This window comes from uncultured Parasphingorhabdus sp. (genome assembly GCF_963975555.1).
Classification (GTDB): domain Bacteria; phylum Pseudomonadota; class Alphaproteobacteria; order Sphingomonadales; family Sphingomonadaceae; genus Parasphingorhabdus.
Genome location: NZ_CAXBHH010000005.1, coordinates 91349 through 114235 on the forward strand (window position 1 = coordinate 91349; position 22887 = coordinate 114235).

General features: G+C 56.1%; 18 protein-coding genes. 9 read left to right on the plus strand and 9 right to left on the minus strand.

What is annotated here, in order from left to right:
• Window positions 1-49: 49 nt before the first annotated feature.
• The 3 genes from AAC060_RS11965 to AAC060_RS11975 form a co-directional block, all read right to left on the minus strand.
• On the minus strand, window positions 50-541 hold the full coding sequence (locus AAC060_RS11965; protein ID WP_339826499.1) for a hypothetical protein: 492 nt from the start codon (window positions 539-541) through the stop codon (window positions 50-52).
• Window positions 542-566: 25 nt separating this feature from the next.
• Window positions 567-1616, minus strand: coding sequence for a ribonucleotide-diphosphate reductase subunit beta (locus tag AAC060_RS11970; RefSeq protein WP_339826501.1), 1050 nt, complete (start codon window positions 1614-1616; stop codon window positions 567-569).
• Window positions 1617-1823: 207 nt separating this feature from the next.
• The gene (locus AAC060_RS11975; protein ID WP_339826503.1) at window positions 1824-3887 is read right to left on the minus strand and encodes a ribonucleoside-diphosphate reductase subunit alpha; all 2064 of its coding nucleotides are present in this window, start codon (window positions 3885-3887) and stop codon (window positions 1824-1826) included.
• A gap of 576 nt (window positions 3888-4463) precedes the next feature.
• Here AAC060_RS11975 and AAC060_RS11980 point away from each other — a divergent pair.
• Window positions 4464-5240, plus strand: coding sequence for an SDR family oxidoreductase (locus AAC060_RS11980; protein WP_339826505.1), 777 nt, complete (start codon window positions 4464-4466; stop codon window positions 5238-5240).
• A gap of 66 nt (window positions 5241-5306) precedes the next feature.
• Here AAC060_RS11980 and AAC060_RS11985 read toward each other — a convergent pair whose 3' ends face one another.
• Window positions 5307-6194: a DMT family transporter gene (locus AAC060_RS11985; RefSeq protein WP_339826507.1), complete on the minus strand. Its 888-nt coding sequence runs from the start codon at window positions 6192-6194 to the stop codon at window positions 5307-5309.
• A gap of 289 nt (window positions 6195-6483) precedes the next feature.
• Here AAC060_RS11985 and AAC060_RS11990 point away from each other — a divergent pair, with 289 nt between their 5' ends.
• A complete protein-coding gene (locus tag AAC060_RS11990) occupies window positions 6484-8007 on the plus strand; it encodes a fumarate hydratase (protein ID WP_339826509.1) in 1524 nt (507 codons plus the stop codon).
• Between the two features lie 29 nt (window positions 8008-8036).
• Here the strand turns inward: AAC060_RS11990 and AAC060_RS11995 are convergent, their stop codons facing one another.
• A complete protein-coding gene (locus AAC060_RS11995) occupies window positions 8037-10181 on the minus strand; it encodes an EAL domain-containing protein (protein WP_339826512.1) in 2145 nt (714 codons plus the stop codon).
• Between the two features lie 295 nt (window positions 10182-10476).
• Here AAC060_RS11995 and AAC060_RS12000 point away from each other — a divergent pair, with 295 nt between their 5' ends.
• From AAC060_RS12000 to AAC060_RS12030, 7 genes are all read left to right on the plus strand, one after another.
• Window positions 10477-10746: a hypothetical protein gene (locus AAC060_RS12000; protein ID WP_339826514.1), complete on the plus strand. Its 270-nt coding sequence runs from the start codon at window positions 10477-10479 to the stop codon at window positions 10744-10746.
• Between the two features lie 138 nt (window positions 10747-10884).
• On the plus strand, window positions 10885-13026 hold the full coding sequence (locus AAC060_RS12005; RefSeq protein WP_339826516.1) for a TonB-dependent receptor plug domain-containing protein: 2142 nt from the start codon (window positions 10885-10887) through the stop codon (window positions 13024-13026).
• Window positions 13027-13089: 63 nt separating this feature from the next.
• Window positions 13090-14898, plus strand: coding sequence for an ABC transporter ATP-binding protein/permease (locus tag AAC060_RS12010; RefSeq protein WP_339826518.1), 1809 nt, complete (start codon window positions 13090-13092; stop codon window positions 14896-14898).
• Window positions 14899-14977: 79 nt separating this feature from the next.
• Entirely contained in the window at window positions 14978-16756 is a 1779-nt protein-coding gene (recQ, locus tag AAC060_RS12015) for a DNA helicase RecQ (protein ID WP_339826520.1), read from the plus strand.
• Between the two features lie 8 nt (window positions 16757-16764).
• Window positions 16765-17289, plus strand: coding sequence for a TIGR01244 family sulfur transferase (locus AAC060_RS12020; protein WP_339826522.1), 525 nt, complete (start codon window positions 16765-16767; stop codon window positions 17287-17289).
• Between the two features lie 47 nt (window positions 17290-17336).
• The gene (locus AAC060_RS12025; RefSeq protein WP_339826524.1) at window positions 17337-18302 is read left to right on the plus strand and encodes a sterol desaturase family protein; all 966 of its coding nucleotides are present in this window, start codon (window positions 17337-17339) and stop codon (window positions 18300-18302) included.
• Window positions 18236-19822 (plus strand): GMC family oxidoreductase N-terminal domain-containing protein, encoded by a 1587-nt coding sequence (locus AAC060_RS12030; RefSeq protein ID WP_339826526.1) that lies wholly within the window; start codon window positions 18236-18238, stop codon window positions 19820-19822. The genes AAC060_RS12025 and AAC060_RS12030 overlap by 67 nt, the downstream gene beginning before the upstream one ends.
• Window positions 19823-20025: 203 nt before the next feature.
• On the opposite strand, the gene AAC060_RS12035 is transcribed toward AAC060_RS12030, so the two are convergent.
• The 4 genes from AAC060_RS12035 to AAC060_RS12050 form a co-directional block, all read right to left on the minus strand.
• A complete protein-coding gene (locus AAC060_RS12035) occupies window positions 20026-21348 on the minus strand; it encodes an ammonium transporter (RefSeq protein ID WP_339826528.1) in 1323 nt (440 codons plus the stop codon).
• An 18-nt stretch (window positions 21349-21366) separates the two neighbouring features.
• Window positions 21367-21705: a P-II family nitrogen regulator gene (locus AAC060_RS12040; RefSeq protein WP_339826530.1), complete on the minus strand. Its 339-nt coding sequence runs from the start codon at window positions 21703-21705 to the stop codon at window positions 21367-21369.
• 142 nt (window positions 21706-21847) lie between these two features.
• Window positions 21848-22678, minus strand: a complete 831-nt coding sequence (locus AAC060_RS12045) for a patatin-like phospholipase family protein (protein ID WP_339826532.1) — start codon at window positions 22676-22678, stop codon at window positions 21848-21850.
• Complete coding sequence (locus tag AAC060_RS12050; RefSeq protein WP_335652069.1) at window positions 22675-22887, minus strand: DUF2007 domain-containing protein; 213 nt, start codon at window positions 22885-22887, stop codon at window positions 22675-22677. Before AAC060_RS12050 ends, AAC060_RS12045 begins: the two co-directional genes overlap by 4 nt.

Sequence of the window (22887 nt, forward strand, 5' to 3'; positions counted from 1 at the left end):
TGTCACTCTATTTCAATTCAATATTTTCTCGACAGAAACTGCCGCCAACTCAATCCTCTCTTGCTTTTATCGAAAGCCGTTGATGAATGTAGTCATCTTCTTTTTTGAGAGCGAACAAGAACACAATCAGCGCGACTATAAGCGTTCCGCTAAGCGTCCAACGCGCGCTGAAACCAAAATGGTCGGCTAAGAGACCGAAAGTCAGAAGTACAAAATAGACGAGGCCGCCGGAAAAAAATGTGCGGTAAAGCCCAGCATTTGCGACCAGAATCTCAAGCTTTGAGTCGTCTCGTTCACTTGTAACAAATGACTTATAGTCTTTGGGTTTGAGGAATGCCAACCGCTTCGATCTAAGAATCGGATCCAAAACGAGTGATCCGAGGCGATTTACTGTAACTCCCGCTACAAATGCCGCGAGAAGGAAAGCCAAGATATCATCGGGAGGTGGTGTAGGAAAATCGGACAGATTTAGAGCGTAGGTAAGTGCTGCCCCTGGCACCAAATTGGCCACCAGATTATATGCGTCGAGCTTGTCAAACATTCTCGCTTACGCTCTTTTCCTATCCCTACTCCGCAGCAACCCCCGCCTCTTCAAACATATCCGGCCCGTCATCAACCGGCGCGTCTTCGTTGGCGACCTTGCCCTTGCGCTGGTCGAAGCTTGACCAGACGTCATTCCACTCGCCCTTGGTCGCGCCTTTTGAATATTCGGTGGCGCGGGCTTCGAAGAAATTGGCGTGCTCGACGCCGTTGAGCAATGGCGCGAGCCATGGCAGCGGGTGGTCTTCGACCATGTAGATCGGCTGGAAGCCGAGCTGTCCGAGACGCCAGTCGGCGATATAGCGGATATAGCGTTTGATTTCCTTGGCGGTCATGCCGGTAACCGGGCCGTCGCTGAACGCGAGGTCGATGAACGCATCTTCCAGCCGCACGGTCTTCTGGCAGCAGTCGATGATATCGTCGCGGACCGATTTGGTCAGGCAGTCGCGTTCCTGCACGAAGGTGTGGAACATCTTGATAATACCCTCGCAGTGCAGGCTTTCATCGCGGATCGACCAGGTGACGATCTGGCCCATGCCCTTCATCTTGTTGAAGCGCGGGAAGTTCATCAGCATGGCGAAGCTGGCGAACAGTTGCAGCCCTTCGGTGAAGCCGCCGAACATCGCCAGTGTCTTGGCAATATCCTCGTCATTCTCGACGCCGAACGTGCCCATATAGTCGTGCTTGTCCTTCATCGCTTCATATTCGAGGAACATCGAATATTCGCTTTCCGGCATGCCGATCGTGTCGAGCAGATGCGAGTAAGCGGCGATATGGACGGTTTCCATGTTGCTGAACGCGGTCAGCATCATCTTGATTTCGGTCGGCTTGAACACCCGGCCATATTTGTCGTGATAGCAATCCTGCACCTCGACATCGGCCTGGGTGAAGAAGCGGAAGATCTGGGTCAGCAGATTGCGTTCGTGATCGGTGAGCTTCTGCGCCCAGTCGCGACAATCCTCGCCGAGCGGCACTTCTTCCGGCATCCAGTGGATCTGCTGCTGCCGTTTCCAGAACTCGTAAGCCCATGGATATTCAAAGGGCTTGTAGGTTTTGCGTGCTTCCAGAAGTGACATGGTTACTCGTTCTCCGCTTTATACTCGTCACCCCAGCGTCGGCTGGGGCCTAATCCAATCTTGTTTCACACACCATATTTTGGTCTGGATCCCAGCCTTCGCTGGGATGACAATTGATGTGCTGCGCTCATTTCCTTTTAAAAAACGCCCCCCTCCCAAAAGGAGCAAAAGGAGGGGGTAGTGGGCAAACTGCCTATGCCGCGCCGCTTACTGGCAGGCGAGACATTCGTCATAATCCGTAGAGCCGGCGGTGGTCATCAGCTCGACCGTTTTCGGGTCGAGCGTATTGTCGGCCTCGACGCCGCCACCAGTCGCAGGTTCGCTCATCATCGTTTCGCCACCGGCAAAGCCAGCGCGCTGGATCGATTTCGAGCGCAGATAGTAGAGCGACTTGATACCCAGTTCCCAGGCGCGGAAGTGCAGCATCAGCAGGTCCCATTTGTCGACATCGGCCGGAATGAACAGGTTCAGCGACTGTGCCTGATCAATATAGGGCGTGCGGTCGGCCGCGAGTTCGAGCAGCCAGCGCTGGTCGATCTCGAAGCTGGTCTTGTACGTATCCTTTTCCTCGGCGCTGAGGAAATCGAGATGCTGGACGCTGCCGCCCTTCTCGAGGATCGAGTTCCAGACATTATTGCTGTCCTTGCTCTTCTCCTGCAGCAGTTTCAGCAGATGCGGGTTCTTGACCACGAAGCTGCCCGAGAGCGTCTTGTGGGTGTAGATGTTGGCCGGGATCGGTTCGATACAGGCCGACGCACCGCCGCAGATGATGCTGATCGACGCAGTCGGTGCGATCGCCATCTTGCAGGAGAAGCGCTCCATCACGCCCTGATCAGCCGCATCGGGACACGGTCCGCGTTCCTTCGCGAGCATCATGCTGGCTTCGGATGCTTTCGCCGAAACATGCTTGAAGATCTTGAAGTTCCAAGATTTTGCGAGCGCGCTTTCGAAGCCGAGGCCGCGGGCCTGAAGGAAGCTGTGATAGCCCATCACGCCCAGACCGACGCTGCGTTCGCGCATTGCGCTATATTTCGCCCGCGCCATTTCTTCCGGCGCGCGGTCGATATAATCCTGCAGGACATTGTCGAGGAAGCGCATGACGTCCTCGATAAAGCCCTTCTCGACCGACCACTCATCCCATTTCTCGAGATTAAGCGAGGACAGGCAACACACTGCGGTCCTGTCCTCGCCAAGATGATCGCGACCCGTGGGCAGTGTGATCTCTGAACAAAGATTGGAGGTGGAAACCTTGAGACCCAGATCGCGGTGATGCTTGGGCATCATCCGGTTCACCGTGTCGCTGAAGATGATATAGGGCTCGCCTGTGGCCAGCCGTGTCTCGACCAGCTTCTGGAACAGGCTGCGCGCGTCAACAGTGCCGCGAACCGAACCGTCTTTCGGCGATTTGAGATCGAATTCCTTGCCGTCGCGGACCGCTTCCATGAATTCGTCGGTCAGCAAAACGCCGTGATGCAAGTTCAGGGCTTTGCGGTTAAAGTCACCGGAAGGCTTTCTGATTTCAAGAAATTCTTCAATTTCCGGATGGTTGACGTCGAGATAGCAAGCCGCCGAACCGCGACGCAAGGACCCTTGCGAAATTGCCAGAGTCAGACTGTCCATCACGCGGACGAACGGAATGATACCCGATGTCTTGCCGTTGAGGCCGACCGGTTCGCCGATACCGCGAACGCTGCCCCAATAGGTGCCGATGCCGCCGCCGCGCGAAGCGAGCCAGACATTTTCGTTCCAGGTGTTGACGATGCCGCCGAGACTGTCGTCGACGCTGTTGAGATAGCAACTGATCGGCAGGCCGCGACCGGTGCCGCCGTTGGACAATACAGGGGTCGCCGGCATGAACCAGAGTTTTGAAATCGCGTCATAAAGCCGCTGGGCATGATCCTGATCATCGGCATAAGCGTCAGCAACGCGGGCGAACAGATCCTGATAGGATTCACCGGGCAACAGATAACGGTCGTTGAGCGTTTCCTTGCCGAAATCGGTCAACAATGCGTCGCGGCTGTCATCCTGCGTGATCTTGAAACGGCGTTTTTCAACGCTGTGGCTGTCGCGCTCGGCCTTCAGTTCCTTTTCATCATTGGCCTTGGCCGACGCAGCTTCTGCCGCCGCCTTCTTGCTGACTTCGGGTTCGCTTGTCGGCTTTATGCCTTCGGCTTTGTTTTTTGGCGTATCCAATACTTCCGCGCCCATTTCACTCTCACTCACATCTGTTCCAGTCACATTCTCGTTGTCGCGGTTGTCTCTAAAATCCATCAAAGCCCCCTAAAGCCACTCTACTAATTCAATGATCACAACGACCTATCGGCCGATTGATCACCTTGATTTTTTGCGGGCATTTGTTCCTGTCTTGTTCGATTCGAGCCGAAGCCCTTATAGTAACAGTTTTAACACCCGGACGGGCATTTATTTTCCTGCCCGAAACCCTATAAATATGGTTGCATTTGGCACAAAGGGAGCTCTCCACCGAGTCGGTGTTTCAGACGACTAATACTATAAGTTGGTGTGCCCCCTCGGCCTAACCACAACCTATAGTGGCTGAATCAGAATTTTATGCAAGGGGGTAAATGATATATTAACGACTCCACTCATCGTATAAATGAATCGCTTCGTCGGATGCCGATTCATGCTGCGACGCAGCGACGCGTGGACCTTCTAAGCCTCCCGCAAAGTGCAAGAGTCGATGGTAAAATTTACATTAAAATATATCCACTGATCATGCACAGGGAGTGGTGACTCATTTTGTGCACCAGATATGGTAGTTCATTAATTTGCGACACAAATTACAAAAGAGACTTCGGCAGCTCCTACAGATCAGATCGAGAGTATATTATGGACCTTAAACTGGAAAACAGAACGGTATTGGTGACCGCCGGCAGCAAAGGCATTGGCCTTGCCACCGCACGCGGTTTTCATGCAGCAGGCGCACAGGTTGCGATTTGCGGACGCTCTCAGGAAAATCTCGATGCCGCTGCCGCACTTATGCCCGGTTGCTTCGCTGTCGCCGGTGATGTGTCGAACGCCGACGACATCGAGCGAATTGTCACTTCGGTCTCCAAGACATTCGGCGGCATAGACATATTGGTGAACAACGCAGGTGGCCCCCCGCCCGGCCTGTTTGTTGATCTCGACGACTCCGATTGGGCGAAAGCGGTGGAACTCACTTTAATGTCCGTCGTCCGGGCAACTCGTCTGGTACTGCCGCATATGCAGGCGCAAAAATGGGGCCGGATTGTCAACATATCCTCGACCGGCGTGAAGCAGCCCGTACCCGGCCTGACGCTTTCCAACAGCATCCGCATGGCGGTGCTCGGCTGGGCCAAGACGCTCGCCAATCAGGTCGGTTCGGACAATATTCTGGTCAATACTGTTTGCCCCGGCTTCACCAATACCGATCGCATTACCCAGATTTTTGAATCGCAATCGGCGGCTACCGGGAAAACTGTCGATGAAATTTCGCAGGGACTCGCTGCACAGATCCCGCTCCGAAGGATCGGGCAGCCTGAAGAAATTGCCAATCTTGCAGTGTTCCTCGGCTCCGAAGCCGCAAGCTATATCACAGGCACAGCCATACAGGTGGATGGCGGTTCGGTTCAAAGCCCTGGCTAGACCTGACGCGGACAGGCCATAAATATCCGTCAAATGCCGGCCATCGATCAGGTTCTTCCGAGACCGCTAGCGCTGTTCGCGGTCGACCAGAAGCTCGGTAGCCGGCTTGCGCCGGAGGGCTACGATCAGCACGCCGCCAATCGCGAGCGCGGCCCCCACGCCCATTCGAAAATCGAAAGCATCATTGGTGATCAAGACCCCCAAGGCGATTGTAGCCAGCGGCGTTATCAGAGTGAGCGGAGCGAGAAGGTTGGCCTCATAATTACGGATAAGGTGATAATAAGCAGAATGCGCCCCTACCGAAACGATCAGAGACGTAAACAGGACCGCAGCGACCAGCGGCCATCCGACTGCCAAAGCAGAAGCCCACTGCCCCTCCTCGAAAAGCAGCGAGGCGACAGGCAAGGAAATGACAGACACCAGACCGACCCATGCCTGAAAACGGAACGGGGAGACGTCCTGAACGCGCTTCATCAACACAGCGCCAGCGGAACCGGCAAATGCGGCGGCTGCAACGAACCAGAGCCCCAATGAGAGCGTGAGGCCTTCCGGGCGCCAGACCACAAACAAAACTCCGAGCAAAGTCAGACCGATACCAACGCCGCGCCGCCAATGAATGCGCTCCCCCAGCATCAGCACCGACAACAAGATCGTAAAGGGAACCCCGAGTTGCAATATGATGGCGGCCGACGATGGCGATGTAGTCTGCAGGCCGATGAACAGCAGCGCAAAATTTCCGCCACCCATCAGCAAGCCAATCAATATGATGCGCCACGCCGGACGGGGCATTGGCAGAAGCCAGGGCAGCATCACAAGCGCCACTACGGAAAAGCGGAGAGCCGCATAAAATATGGGCGGAACAGCCCAGTCATCGACGATGATCTTGCTGAGGACATTGTTGGAGGCCCAGATCAGACAGATCAGGACGAGCAGTAGAAAGTCGCGCGCGCGCATAGAATCGGCTCCTTGGCAGGACGTCGATACGCCCAACTTGGTTACTCGTATCGCGTCCTCCTATTGTTCGCAATCGCAGCATAGGATGTGCGACCGTTTATTTTATTTGACACCCAGATTACTGCTCACGATATTTGGCAACTTCGCGGATCACGAAGTTGAAACAGCCGGATTGATCGATTTGGCCGGTCATATATCGGCCAGCACTGCGTCACAAAAACTTGCCCGGCTCGGCCATATCGGTCAAAAGGCGGCTAAATCACATATCGCCAGATTTTCCGGAGCCAATATGACCGTCACCATTAAGACCGCCGACCTTGTTGAAAGCGTCGCCGACGCGCTGCAATTCATTTCTTACTATCATCCGATGGATTATATCCGGGCGCTCGGCAAAGCCTATGACGCGGAGAAATCTCCGGCGGCCAAGGATGCGATTGCCCAGATATTGACCAATTCAAAAATGTGCGCCGAGGGCCACCGGCCGATTTGCCAGGATACCGGCATCGTCAATGTCTTTGTCAAATGGGGCATGGATTGCCGGCTCGATGACACGTCGCAATCGATGCAGGAGATTGTCGATGAAGGCGTGCGCCGCGCCTATCTCCATCCGGAGAACAAGCTGCGCGCATCGATCCTTGCCGACCCTGCCTTCACCCGGCGCAATACCAAGGACAATACGCCGAGCGTACTGCATGTCGAGATGGTTCCCGGCGATAAAGTCTCCGTTGATGTCGCAGCCAAAGGCGGCGGATCGGAGAATAAGTCGAAATTCAAGATGATGAACCCGAGCGACAATATCGTCGACTGGGTGCTGGAAATGATTCCATTAATGGGCGCTGGCTGGTGTCCCCCCGGCATGCTCGGCATCGGTATCGGCGGCACTGCCGAACGCGCCGTATTGCTCGCTAAACAAAGCCTGATGGATCCCATTGATATGGGGCAATTGAAAGAGCGCGGCCCACGTACGGATATCGAGGAACTGCGGATCGAGATTTTCGACAAGGTCAACGCGCTCGGCATTGGCGCGCAGGGACTGGGCGGCCTCTCCACGATCCTCGACGTCAAGATCAATGACTGGCCTTGCCACGCCGCTGGCAAGCCAGTGGCGATGATCCCCAATTGCGCCGCCACCCGCCATGCGCATTTCACTTTGGACGGCAGCGGTCCCGCCTATCTCGAGCCACCAAAGCTCGATGAATGGCCCGACGTGAACTGGACGCCTTCATCGGAAGCCAAGCGTGTCCATCTTGACCAGCTTGACGCCGCAGAAGTCGCAACATGGAAACATGGTGACCGGCTGCTACTGAACGGCAAGATGCTGACCGGCCGCGATGCCGCGCACAAACGGATCAAGGACATGCTCGACAAGGGCGAACAACTGCCCGTCGAATTTCGCGGTCGGGTGATCTATTATGTTGGTCCGGTCGATCCGGTCGGCGAAGAAATTGTCGGCCCCGCCGGCCCGACCACCGCAACGCGGATGGACCAGTTTACCGACATGATGCTCGAACAAGGTCTGCTGGCGATGGTCGGCAAGGCGGAGCGCGGACTGGATACGGTGGCTTCGATCAAGAAGCACAAGAGCGCCTATCTGATGGCGGTTGGCGGCAGTGCCTATCTGGTGTCGCGCGCGATCAAGGGCTCCAAGGTCGTCGGCTTCGAAGATCTCGGGATGGAAGCGATTTACGAATTCGAGGTACAGGACATGCCGGTGACGGTGGCCGTTGATGCCGAGGGGCAAAGCGTTCACCATCTCGCGCCATTGGTCTGGCAGGAAAAAATCCGGAAAGAAGGGTTGCTCGAAGGAGTTTAGGGATCGAAGGGCGGTATTTTTTTTCTGGACTACGAACCGCCAACGACAACTTGCAGAAATTTGGGTTTGCTGACCGGGCTGGATGCATCCTGTTTCATTGGATAATTGCCCGGAGGCAAGGCTGTAAGCGGCATCCCCGCCACACAAAGATCGTAAGGTGATACCCGATGGCGCGTGCACAAACCGCCCGCGCCATCGCTGACCAATGGTGTTTCAAACTCGACGGCCAATACAGAACCATTCGACCTGCTCACCGTGCAGATAACCAGCTGTCCCGCACCAAGGTCCAGCACCAGATTGGTGCCCACGGGAACGCCGACCATGCCTTCAAACCGCGCGCCTGATTTGGAAAGGTCGCGCATCACGACCTCATAGCGATGATCTTCATGGATCGCCCCGATACGACGGAACACCGTGCGCCGGTCCGGGCGATATAATTCCGGCCCGTCGGGTTCGATCCGGAATTCCCCGCTTCCCATCTTCTCTTCGATTTCCTCAAGTCTGAGCGCCTTGGAATAGATCCAGCCCTGGATATAACGCGCACCTTTTGAACATACGACTTTATACTGGTCGAAGGCCTCCACACCTTCCACGGTTGTTTCCATTCCCAGAGCATCCGACAGGCTGACGATCGCGGCAATGATCTTGGCGCTATTCTTGTCTTTTTGCGTACAGGAATCGACAAAGCTCTTGTCGACCTTGATCTTGTCAAACGGAGCCGAGCGAAGATAGCTGAGCGACGAATAGCCGGTACCGAAATCATCCAGCGCCAATCGTACACCCAGCTCTTTCAGTATTTTGAAGGTGTTATCAACCGCCTCACTGTCGCCCATGAAGACGCTTTCCGTCAATTCCAGTTCCAGTCGTGACGGGTCCAGCCCGCTCGACGCCAATGCGTTCATCACGATTTCCGGGAATCCGCTATTGGCAAATTGCACGGCCGACACATTGACGGCTATCCGGACCGACTTCGGCCACTGCATAGCATCGCGGCAGGCGCGGCGAAGCGCCCATTCACCCAGCTGGTTGATCAGATTCAACTCTTCGGCAATCGGAATGAACACCGACGGACTGACCCCTCCCCGCTCCGGATGCACCCAGCGCATCAGTGCCTCAAACCCGACGACCATGTGATCATCTGTGCGGACGACCGGCTGATAATGCAGTTCAACCTGATCGTTGGCGAGCGCGTCGCGCAGATCCTCGACCAGGACGCGCCGCTCGTCTTCCTCATTTTTCAAATTGGCGGAATAGAAACGATATTGTCCGCGTCCTGAATTTTTGGCTGCATAAAGGGCAAGATCAGAGCTGCGAACCAATTCGTCTTTCTCGACCCCGTCATAGGGCGAAATCGCGATACCAATCGAGGTTCCGATCGTCGCGCTTTTGTCGTCAATGGGATAGGGCTTGGACACAAGTTGCACGATTTTCTCGGCAAGTTCGCCCAGTTTTCCTCGATCATCCATATCTGGCAATATGACTTGAAATTCATCACCGCCCAAACGGCCGATTTCACCACTATCTCCGATAATCTCACGCATCCGCTTTGCCACCTGCTGGAGCAGTTCATCCCCGGCGGCATGGCCCATCGTGTCATTGACCTGCTTGAAGCGGTCGAGATCAAGCATCATGATCGCGCAACTGCGGTTGGTCGCCTGAAATGCCCCCAACATTCCGGTGAGCCGACTGTCCATGCGGTGACGGTTGGCAAGCCCGGTCAGCGAGTCAAATTCGGCCAGCCGCAGATCTTCCAACTTCTGTTGATATTCCACCGACACGTCTTTTGCATTGCCGCGATAGCCCCGGAAATTTCCCGAATCATCGAATTTCGGATGGCCGGAAATCAACCACCATGTCGGACGATCGTCTTTGCCCAGCGTTTGCGGTACCCGGCGAACGACCAGATCGTTGATCTTGCTGCGCTTGCTCAGGTGATATTTGAAGGGGCGGTCTGATTTTTCATCCGGATTATCGGGATCATTTTCGAACAGGCTGGTCAGCGAGGTTGCCAGCAGATCGCCAATCGGCTTGTTCAGGTTTTCCGCTGCTTTTTCCGATAGATATACCAAGCGACCCTCGGCATCGGTTGCCCATAGCCAGCTGATCCCCGCCTGCTCGAAATCATCAAGTATCTCGATCCGCCGGGCATAATCGTCGGACTTGATGACAGACACATTTTCTTCGTCCGCGCTTTTCGCAGAGTCGTTCGAAAATGCTTGTAAAAAACCTCTTGCCACTTTGGATCCTGCAATTACATAATGTTACATTAGGCTAGATTGGTTAATTTGCTCGTAACAAGCGGACGAAAAATCATAGCTCGACACCGCATATATCTGCGCTTGGAATAGCTGATGATGGTGCAGTCACACCGGTTTCCGGTTTCGCCGCCAATAAAACCCACAGATTGCAGATTGACGGGTTATTTTTTGACCAAATGACAAGGGCAAGAAATGCGCTTATATCGAAGCCATGTATATTTTTGTCATCTTCCTCTGCGGCATCGGCAATTTCGCGATGCACAAGGCCATGCTGGAGAGCAACCATCCCATCATTGCCGAGGCGCGCGGCAGCTTCCGGAAGATACTCGGCCCCCATGGCAGCTATATTCTGGAATTCTTCATGCTCCTGTCAGCGATGATTTTCGCAGACATGGGTATGCTCACTGCGGTGATCTTCTATTTTGTCTATACGCTCGCCAATTGCGCGGCGGCCTGGGTGCTATTTTTCAACAAGCATTAAGTTTGAATGACTTAACGCTTTAAACAACCAATGTCGTTTATCCGACTACGGGCGTAGTTTATCGAAAGCCGGTATCGGCTGCAACCAATCGGACATAGCAGCGCCCATTCCAGAACAATCACCCTGGGGAGGGATATATTGACCAACAGAATATGGATTTTAAACGGCATTGCCTTGGGCGCGATGACCGCATCCAGCCTCTTCCCGATGACAGCACATGCCCAAACAGCGGCCCTGTCTTCCCTGCAGCCGCGCACCGAAAATGGCCGGCAGATATATGACGCGGGGCAATTTGCCCGCTTCAATCCCCGCACCGCGCTCGACATCGTCAGCCAGGTACCCGGATTCACCATCGACACCGGCGACGGCAACGAACGCGGCCTCGGTCAGGCCGACGAAAATGTCCTGATCAACGGCGCACGTATCCCCGGCAAAAATGTTGACGCTTTTACTATTCTCGGCCGGATTTCAGCGGCCAATGTCGTCCGGATCGAAATTGTCGACGGAGCGACACTGAGCATTTCGGGTCTTTCCGGACAGGTACTCAATCTCGTGACCAACGTGAACGAGACAAGCGGCCTGAGCGGCAATTTCAAATGGCAACCGCAATGGCGGCGCTCGGGCAACAACTGGCTGGACGGAGAAGCGTCGATCAGCGGCAAGCTTGGCAACGGCGATTTTACCCTGTCGATCGAGAATGACGCCGCGCGTAACGGTGTCGAGGGACCGGAACAGATTACCGACCGCTCCGGCGATTTGCTGTTCGGACGCGACGAAATCGCCCGCTATCGTCAGGATCAACCAAAGCTGAGCGCATCCTATAACCGCACCGGCGCCAGCGGTTCAATATTCAACGTAAATGCCGCCTATCAACTGTTCCGGCGTAAAGAAACCGTCGCCACCGATCGCACACAGGTCGGCCAGCCCGACATTTTCGAACTTTATGACAGTCGCGAGAATGAGTGGAATGCGGAATTTAGCACTGATTATGAATTTGCTCTCGGCGGCGGGCGCCTAAAGCTCATCGGCTTGCAGCGATTTGAACATAGCCCGGTGACCGACTTCTTTGGACAGACATTCACCGACGGTATCACGCCCGCGAACGGCAGCCGGTTCGACCGTGTGACCGATGAGGGCGAGTCGATCTTGCGCGCGGAATATGGCTGGAAATCCTCGGGTGGAACCGACTGGGGGATCAGCGTCGAGGGCGCTTATAATTTTCTGGACAATGAAGGCGCTCTGGCAGTGCTTGACGCGCAGGGCATTTTCCAACCGGTTGCGCTAACCAATGCCAATAGCAAAGTTACCGAATATCGTGGCGAATTCATTGGCTCCTATGGACGCACCTTGCTGGAGAACCTGAGTCTTCAGGCGACCTTGGGCGGCGAATATAGCAAGATCAGTCAGAGCGGGGCAAAAGGCGAGAGCCGGTCTTTCATTCGTCCAAAAGGCTCCGTCTCGCTGGCATGGCGACCGCAGCCCGATCTTGACGTCAGCCTGAAAGTGGAGCGATCGGTCGGTCAGCTTAACTTCTTCGACTTTGTTGAATCGGTCGATGTATCGCAAAATAGCGGAAATGCGGGAAATCCCGGACTGGTTCCCCCACAAAGCTGGCGCGCGGAACTGGAAACAACCCGGAAGCTGGGCCCGTGGGGTTCCATGACCGTCAATATTTATGGCGAAAAATTCAGCGACATTGTCGATTCCATTCCGATCACGGCGACCACCGAGGCCCGCGGCAATCTTGACAGTGCAACCAGTTATGGCGTGGAACTGGTGACCAGCATATTGTTCGATCCAATCGGCTGGAGGGGCGCCAAGCTCGACTTTGAAGGTGACGTCCGCAGGAGTTCGCTGCGCGATCCTTTGACAGGGATCTTCCGCCGGATCAGCGACGACAAGATATTCACCTATGAAGCCACTCTGCGTCATGACATTCCCGGCAGCAACTGGGCGTGGGGCGCAGGGATAGAGGATTCCCGCTACTCGGATTTTCTGCGACTGGACCAGATCACCCGCTTTCGTACCGCCGCACCCTATAGCTGGATATTTGTCGAGCATAAGGACGTGCTGGGGCTGACAGTGCAGGCCAATCTGGGGAATCTGTTCGGTCGCGCCGAGAATTTCACCCGCACCGCTTTTGGCGATCTGCTGGGTCAAGCCGGGGATCTGGACCGTGGATTCATCAGAGGTCGTCGCAATGGCCCGATTGCCTTTGTCGAGGACCGCAGCCGCGAGTTCGGACTGATTTACCGGCTGACCGTCAGTGGAAGTTTTTGATCACCAGGCAGCTGATTTTTTAGCCCGATAGACTTTCCGCGCGGGCGTCCCTACATCCAGCCTATGCCACCAGACTACAGCACCCAGGGTCAGATCGACCCGCCGATGATTCCTACGCTCAAGCGTTTCCTGCCCTATCTCTGGCCCAAGGGTGAGCCGGGCTTGCGAATAAGAATCATTGTTGCTGGATTCCTGGTGCTTTGCGCGAAGGCGGCAATCCTGACGATGCCGTTCCTCTACAAGGCGGTGATCGATGGCATGTCCGGCGACAGCCTCAATACCGAACTGACCGTTTTACTCGCTCTGGTTGCGGCCTACGGGTTGGCGCGGTTCGGGCAGGTGATGTTCGACAATCTGCGGAACATTGTGTTCGAGAAGGTTGGCCAGCAGGCAGCGCGGCGCCTGGCGACAAATGTCTTTACCCATCTCCATAACCTGTCACTGCGCTTCCATCTGGGCCGGCGCACGGGCGAAGTCACCAAGATCATCGAGCGCGGCACCAAGAGCATCGATATCATGCTCTATTTTCTGCTGTTCAACATTGCTCCCACTATTGTCGAACTAACCGCGGTGCTGGTCATCTTCCAGATCAAATTCGGTTTCGGGCTGGTCGCGGCGACCATGGCAATGGTAGTCATCTACATCACCTTCACTCGCAAGGTTACCGATTGGCGCAATGCGCTGCGGGCGAAGATGAATGATATGGACACAAGAGTGATTGGCCGGTCGGTCGATGCCCTGCTCAACTACGAGACGGTCAAATATTTCACCGCCGAAAAGCGCGAGGCCGACCGCTATGACAAGGCGATGCGGGACTGGGCCGCGGCTGCGGTTAAATCGGAAAACTCGCTTGGCCTGCTAAATATAGGCCAGTCGATCATCACCAATCTGGCGATGATCGGAGCGATGGCGTTCAGCGTTTACGGCTGGAAGCAAGGTGATCTGACGGTTGGTGATCTGGTGCTGGTCAACGCGTTGTTGATGCAGCTGTTCCGGCCGCTCGATCTGCTCGGCATGGTCTATCGCACCATCCGCCAGGGGCTGGTCGACATGGACGCGATGTTCAAGCTGATCGACACCAAACAGGAGGTGGTCGACAAGCTTGGCGCAAACTCTTTGCAGGTCTCCGATGGTACGGTGCGGTTCGAGAATGTGGTGTTCAACTATGACGATGATCGCCAGATCTTGCACGGTCTCGATTTTGAAGTGCCACCCGACGGAACGCTGGCCATTGTCGGACCATCCGGTGCGGGCAAGTCGACGATCGCGCGGTTGCTGTTCCGTTTCTATGATCCGCAAGCCGGACGGATATTGATCGATGGTCAGGATATAGCCGAAGTCACCCAGCACAGCCTGCGCGGCGCAATCGGCATCGTTCCGCAGGACAGCGTATTGTTCAATGACAGTATCGGCTATAATATCGGCTATGGCCGCGAAGGGGCAACCCAGGCGGAGATCGAGGAAGCCGCACGCGGGGCAGCTTTGGACAGCTTTATAGGCAAACTGCCCGATGGCTATGATACGCAAGTTGGCGAGCGCGGGCTAAAATTGTCCGGCGGCGAGAAGCAGCGCGTCGCGATTGCCCGCACCTTGCTGAAAAATCCGCCGATCCTGATATTGGATGAAGCCACCTCGGCGCTGGATAGCCGTACCGAGGACGAGATCCAGGCGACGCTCGCCAAAATATCGGAACGCCGCACGACCTTGATTATCGCCCACCGGCTCTCGACCATCACCCATGCCGACGAGATTATAGTGCTCGACGAAGGCCGCATCGCGGAACGGGGCAGCCACCGGCAGTTGCTGGTCAAACGCGGACTCTATGCGGATATGTGGAAACGGCAAGCGGAGGACCAGAGGGAAAAGGCGTGACCGTCCGCGCAGATTACAATTTCGGTCATTTTCGCTTTTGCGGTTTCGCATAGGGCCGTCTCTGGCTAGGGAACAGAATATGACCGCAGCCCTTCTTCCCCTGCTCAAATCAACCTTCGGCTACAGCAGCTTTCGCGGTATGCAGGCCGATGTGCTGCAGCGTGTCATGGCAAAGCAGAATACGCTCGCCGTCATGCCTACCGGCTCGGGCAAGTCGCTCTGCTATCAGCTTCCTGCCATCGCCAATAAGGGCACGACCATCGTGATATCGCCGTTGATTGCGTTAATGCACGATCAGTTGCGCAGCGCCGAAGCGGTCGGGATCAGGGCAGCCACACTCACCTCGGCTGACGACAATCGCGCCGAGACGATTGCCCGTCTGAAGGCTGGCGAACTGGACCTGCTCTACGCCGCGCCGGAACGCGCGTCCCAATCGCATTTTCGCGAGCTACTGGAACAAACCGATATTTCGCTCTTCGCTATCGACGAAGCGCATTGCGTTTCCGAATGGGGCCATGATTTCCGGCCCGACTACCGGCTGCTCCGTCCCCTGCTCGACCATTTCGGGTCTGTACCGCGGCTGGCGCTCACCGCCACCGCCGACGCGCATACCCGCGACGATATATTGGTGCAGCTGGGTATCGAGCAAGACGGCATGATCCTCGCCGGTTTTGACCGGCCCAATATCCGTTACAGCATGAGCCCACGCAGCGGCCTGGCAAGGCAGATCGGTGATCTCGTTGATCGCATCCCGGGCCCCGGAATTGTCTATGCGCAGACCCGGGCCGCAACCGAGAAAATGGCCAGCCAGATCGCTGCGACCGGACGCAGCGCGCGGGCTTATCACGCTGGCCTGCCGCCGGAAGTGCGCCAGCAGAATCAGCATGATTTCGTCGCCTCCGAAGATATGGTGATGGTCGCAACCATCGCGTTCGGCATGGGGATCGACAAACCGGATGTACGTTTTGTCGCCCATGCAGGGCTGCCCAAGTCGATCGAAGCTTATTATCAGGAAACCGGCCGTGCCGGCCGCGATGGCGATCCCGCCGAGGCGCATATGTTCTGGGGCGCCGAAGATTTCGCCAGAGCGCGACAGCGGCTTGGCGAAATTGACGAGACCCGACTGGAGAGCGAACGAACGAGGCTCGCCGCCTTGGGCGGTCTGGTCGAAACCCCGGGATGTCGGCGCGCGATTTTGCTCCGGCATTTTGGCGAGCATCCAGCCGATCAATGCGGCAATTGCGACAATTGCCTGAACGCGCCGGAGACCCGCAATGTTACCGAACTAGCGCGCAAATTCCTCTCGGCCGTCTATCGCACCGGACAGAGTTTCGGTGTCACCCATCTCGAGGCGGTGCTGACCGGGCGGCAGGACGAAAAAATCCTCGCGCGCGGGCATGACCAGCTTTCGGTTTTCGACATTGTCGGTGAAGAGGAAGCCGCTCTGATCAAACCGGTATCGCGATCGCTGTTGCTTCGCGATGCACTGCGCAACACCGAGCATGGCGGACTTATGTTCGGTCCCGAAGCGCGAAAAATTCTCAAGGGCGAGCAGGAAATCGCGATTGTCGAACCGCCCAAGCGGACATCGCGGAAACGGCGCGGTGCCAGCGCCTCGCCCAACCCGTTCGGTGACCCCTTGTTCGAGGCGCTGCGTGCAAAGCGTATGGAACTGGCCAAGGAACTGGGCGTCCCCCCATATGTGATCTTCCACGATAGTGTGCTGCGTGATATGACCGGTCTGAAACCGGGCAGCCTGTCGGCGCTAAGCGAGTTGCCCGGCGTCGGCGCGGCGAAACTGGAGAAACACGGGGAAGCTTTTCTGGCCGTCATTCGCGATGTGACCGAAGCAGCTTAGGCCTATATATGAAATTCCTGCCCGCCCTGTTACCCATGGCCTTGATCGGCTGTAGCGCGGCAACAACAACCGATACGCAAATTCCGACAGAGGAGACCCAGAACATGTTCCGGAAAATCAATGATACTATCAGCGTCTCGCCGCAAATCACCCTCGAAGATATAGCGACGGCCAAGGCCGAAGGCGTCACCCTGATCATCAACAATCGCCCCGATGGCGAAGACCCGTCTGCTCCCCAGAGCGCCGATATCGAAGCCGCCGCCAATGCCGCAGGAATGGATTATGTGACGATACCGATCACCCACAGCGGTTTTTCCGCACCGCAGGTTGACGCGATGATTACTGCACTCGAGGGCGCGAAAGGCAAGACTCTCGCCTATTGCCGCTCCGGCACGCGCTCCACTTTGCTGTGGTCTCTGGCGCAAGCAAAACAGGGCGTATCGCCTGACGAGATTGCCCGGCTCGCTGGCAACGCCGGCTATGACATTACCCCGGTTCGCGCGATGGTGGATGCGCTTTCGACAGGCGGTTGATTGTAACATCTAGACAGCCACTAACATTTATGTAAGTAGCCACGGTCATGGAAAACCTGCCATCCCTGACGACCTGGGCAATTCCTTTCTTTGTCATCACCGTTGCATTGGAATGGTGGTGGAGCCGGAAAACAACCAGGGTGCGCTACGAGGCGAAAGATGCCTTCACGTCGCTGACGCTGGGGTTGGGCAGCCAATTTATCGGCATACTGACCAGTGGGCTGGTCTTGGCCTTAAGTCTCTGGGTTTACGAACATAGAATCGTTGATATCGATATAAGCGTCGCAAACCTGCTGTGGCTTGCGCCGTTGGCCTTTGTTCTGGATGACTTTAGCTATTACTGGTTTCACCGCACTGCCCATCGGGTCCGGTGGTTCTGGGCAGCCCATGTCATTCATCACAGCAGCCAGCATTATAACCTCTCCACGGCACTGCGTCAGACATGGACCGGTTTTTTCGCTCTCAGCTTCATATTCTCGCTGCCGCTGTTTTTCCTCGGCTTTCCACCGGCTCTGATTTTCTTCCTATCAGGGTTGAATCTGGTCTATCAATATTGGATCCACACCGAAGCGATTGACCGGATGCCGAAATGGTTCGAAGCCGTGATGAATACGCCTTCGCATCATCGCGTCCATCATGCGACCAACCCGCGCTATCTCGACCGCAACTATGCCGGCGTGTTCATCATCTGGGACAAGATGTTCGGCACCTACGAACCGGAGACAGATGCGGAAAAAATTCAATATGGCATCATCAAGAATCTCGAGAGTTTCAACTTATTCTGGACGGCCTTCCATGAATGGATCGGCATTGCGAAGGATTTGTGGAGCGCCCCTTGGCGCTACAAGATCAACTATTTAATTAAACCGCCCGGGTGGAGCCATGATGGCTCCCGGGAAAGCAGTGAGACCATAAAGGCACGCTGGGCAGAGCAGGAGAGAAATACATGGCAGAATTTGACATCATCGTCATCGGCGGCGGTTCCGCCGGCAGTGCAGTCGCCGGACGGCTGAGCGAAGACGGAAAACGTTCGGTGTGCCTGATCGAAGCTGGCGGACGAAACAATAATTTCCTGGTCAAAACACCGGGAATGATGCCGTTTCTGCTGAAAAATGCCAACTGGAAGTTCGATACGATTCCGCAAAAAGGCCTCAACGGTCGCACCGGCTATCAGCCGCGCGGTCGCGGGCTGGGTGGCTCCAGCGCGATCAACGCGATGATCTATATCCGCGGAAACAAATGGGATTATGACAATTGGGCGGCCCTCGGCTGCGACGGCTGGTCCTATGATGATATTCTGCCCTATTTCAAGAAATCCGAAGGCAACGAACGCGGTGCTAGCGATTATCACGGCGGCGACGGCCCCCTCTCCGTGTCCGACCAGAAATGGCCCAACCCGGGCAGCCTCGCCTTTGTCGAAGCGGCGCGCAATCTGCAGTTGCCGATCCTCGATGACTTCAACGGCGAGAGGCAGGAGGGCATGGGCATGTACCAGGTAACCCAGAAAGCCGGCGAACGCTGGTCCGCGGCGCGTGCCTATGTCGAACCGGCCCGCTCTCGCTCCAATCTGACGATCAAGACCAAATCACTGGTCGAAAAACTGATTGTCAAAGAGGGACGCGTTACCGGAGTCCAGATCAAACGCGGTTCCGGTCAGGAAACGATTGTCGCCAAACAGGCTGTCGTCCTGTCCGCCGGTGCCTTCGGGTCACCCCATATCCTGCAGCTCTCCGGCATCGGTCCAGCAGCCCATCTCAAGGAAAATGGTGTCGATGTCGTGCTAGACAAGCCCGAAGTCGGCGCAAACCTCAAGGATCATATAGACTTTGTCTCGGGCTATCAGACCGGGTCCAAGGAACTGATCGGTGATTCTCTTGAAGGCACCGTCCGCATGGCCAAGGCAATCCTGCAACACAGGATCAAACGCACGGGGATCATGACCACGCCTTATGCTGAAGCGGGCGGTTTCTGGAGCAGCAGCCCGGATGTCCCTGCCCCTGATATCCAGTATCATTTCGTGCCCGCCGTGCTCGAAGATCATGGCCGCGAGAAGGTCAAGGGCCATGGCTTCAGCTGTCACGCCTGCGTGCTGCGGCCGCATAGCAAAGGCACGGTCCGGCTCAACGACCGCGATCCGGAGGCACCGCCTGCCATTGACCCGAACTTTCTGGATGATGACCGGGACATCGCGACCTTGCGCAAGGGTGTGCGGCATATGAAACGGATATTGGAAAGCCCGCCGCTAACCGAATATTCACCGACCGACCGGCATCCGATCAACATGGACAATGACGCCGAACTGGACGCTTTGATCCGGGACCGTGCCGATACCGTCTATCACCCCGTCGGCACCTGCCGCATGGGTCCAGATGACGCAGCGGTCGTCGATCCGCGTCTGAAGTTCAAAGGACTGGAAGGTCTTTATATTGCCGATGCCTCGATCATGCCGGAAATCATCAGCGGCAATACCAATGCCACAAGCATGGTGATCGGTGAGCGGGCGGCGGATTTTATCAAAGCTGATCTGGGCTAGCCGGTTCGGAAACCTGACGCTGATCCGGGCGTCTTGCGCCTGCCGGCGCCGATAGGGCTAAGGCTCCCATTTTTGCCTACCCAGATAAAAAAATGGCCGGGATGTTTTTACATCACCGGCCATAAAGTTGTTTGTTCGCAGGAGGAACAATGTGAGGCGCCGACCTCAATTTGGGAGGAGAAGGCCGGCGCCAAACTCGGAAATTAGTAGTTATAGGCGCGCTCACCATGTTCACCGAGATCGAGGCCTTCTTGCTCGACTTCTTCGGAGACCCGCAGGCCGGTGACCAGCTTGGCGACAAACATCGCGATAGCCGTACCGATGCCAGCCCAACCGATTGTGACCAGCACACCGATAATCTGGGTGACAACCTGTGCGCCCATGGCAGTAGAACCGTCGCCGGGTCCGCCAAACATTGGCTGATAGACGATGCCGGTACCGATCGCACCGACCATGCCGCCGATGCCGTGGATGCCGAAGGCGTCCAGCGAGTCATCATAGCCAAGTTTCGGTTTGAGGAAGGAAACCGCATAGTAGCAGACCAGCGATGCAACCGCACCGAGGACAATGGCACCGAAAGGTCCGCTGTTACCCGCTGCAGGTGTTACCGCAACCAGTCCGGCAATTACGCCTGAACAGAAGCCAAGTGCCGATCCCTTGTGACCGCTCAGCTTTTCAGCCAGCATCCAGAACAGGGCGCCCGAAGCGGTGGCAACAAAGGTGTTGATCATCGCAAGGCCAGCCGTGCCGTCTGCTTCCAGTTCGGAACCAGCGTTAAAGCCGAACCAACCAACCCAGAGCAGTCCGGTACCGATCATGGTCAGCGTCAGACTGTGGGGAGCCATTGGTTCTTTTGGATAGCCCTTGCGGTTACCGAGGATGAGAGCAGCGACCAGAGCCGATACACCGGCATTGATGTGCACCACAGTACCACCGGCAAAGTCGAGAGCGCCCATTTCAAAGAGCAATCCGCCGCCGGCCCAGACCATATGGGCGATCGGGAAATAGACGATCGTCAACCAGACCGCGCCGAACACCATGACCGCAGAGAATTTCATCCGCTCGACAACCGACCCGAGCACGAGCGCTAGGGTGATGGCCGCGAAGGTCATCTGGAAGGAGATGAACACATATTCCGAGATCACTTCGTCGGAGAATGTTGCTGCCGTGCTGCTGCTATCCACGCCGGAGAGGAAAAACTTGCCCCAGCTGATGAAGGCATTGCCCTCCGGTCCGAACGCCAGACCATAGCCGTACATAACCCAGATCAGCATGGCGAGACAGGCTGCCCCACCGATTTGCGTCATCGTCGACAACATATTCTTCGTGCGTGTCAGACCGCCGTAAAATAAAGCGAGGCCCGGCAAGATCATCAGCAAGACCAATATCGTCGCGGTCATCATCCAGGCGTTATTTCCCGGATTTGCCACCGGGGCTACCGCCTCGGCAGCCTCCTGGGCAAATGCCGGGACCGAAACGCTAGCTAGCGCAGCCATCCCGGTCAGTTTTGTGAAAAATTTTCTCATGAGTATCTGTTTCCCCGATTAAATTGCTGTGTCGCCGGTTTCACCGGTGCGAATGCGGACGGCGCCTTCGAGACCGATCGTGAAGATCTTGCCGTCGCCAATCGACTCCGTGCCCGCCGCTGCCTGAATGGCTTCGACCGCCTGCACCGCGACAGCGCTGCTGCACGCCACTTCGATTTTCAGTTTCGGGACCATGTTGGTGGTATATTCCGCACCACGATAGACTTCCGTCTGGCCCTTTTGTCGCCCGAAGCCTTTGACTTCGGTTACGGTCATGCCGGACACGCCGACACCGGTGAGTGCCTCACGAACATCGTCAAGCTTGAACGGTTTGATTATGGCTATGATAAATTTCATTACGCCCCCTTTGGCTGTTGCATGGGGACTCATCGCAAGGCTTGTGCCAGAATCGTAAGCCTAGGGATTCAAAGGATTTCTCTAAAAACCGCTACCTTTAGGAAGAGTAAATTTTGTGCAGTGCAGCACAATTGCACAATAATTAGGCACGACTCTCGGCTAGTTTGGCCAATATTTGCGGGATAACTTTTTCGGTCTCGCGCCGGCCGATATCTATCAGTTCCTCGGCGCGGGTGAAATTCTGGATGTCGATATGGCCAACCGGCGGCGACATCGCAAAATCGGGCGGATCGAGAGCCAGGGAATAGCGTCCGAGATTGCGCAGTGACAGACCGACTGAGGCCTTGACGATAGCGAGACTATTGGGTTCCTTGCCGTTATTCACCGCAATTCCGGCTGCGATGGACCGGTTGATGAAATCATCCTGCAGGTTGACTGACAGACATAAGGCCATGGGCGCCAGTTCGCGCACGGGCGACACCGGAACCGGCAAGGCAGCTCCCCCGTCGACCAGCAAGCGTCCTTCATGTTCCACGGGCTTGAATATCCCGGGCAGCGACATGGAGGCACGGATTGCAGGCACCAGCTTGCCGGATTTCATCACAATCGTATCGCCGGTGCGCAAGTCGGCAGCAACTGCCGCCACCGGAAAGGGAAGATCCTCGAAATCGAGATCGCCGAACTCGGTCTCCAGTTCTTTCTGGATATTGCGCGCGCCCATGACAGCGCCGCGCTTGAAATGCGGGTCCATGAACCGCAACATGTTGCGGAAATTGACGTTGCGCGCCATGTCTTCAATATAGTCAAGCTTGCCGACGGCATAGCTGGCACCGACAATCGCACCCATCGATGTGCCGGCGATGGCGGCAATTTCCAGCGGTGATTTGTCAATCGCCCGTAACACGCCGATATGGGTCCAGCCAAGACCGGCTCCGCCGCCCAGCGCGAGCGAAATCTTTCCGGCGCCGCTCATAAAGATACATCCTCGGCCAATATCGCCTTGGCTTCGGCCAGATCCTCTGCCAGCACCATCACCCGGGCGGGCAGCGCGATACCGGCGCCTTCGACAATATTTACTCCGCTGTCGAAACAGACCGCACCGATCCCGGCAGCTTCCAGCCGCCCGCGAATGATCTCGGCTTCAACGCCGTGCATGTGCCGGGACAGTTCAACCAGACTCAT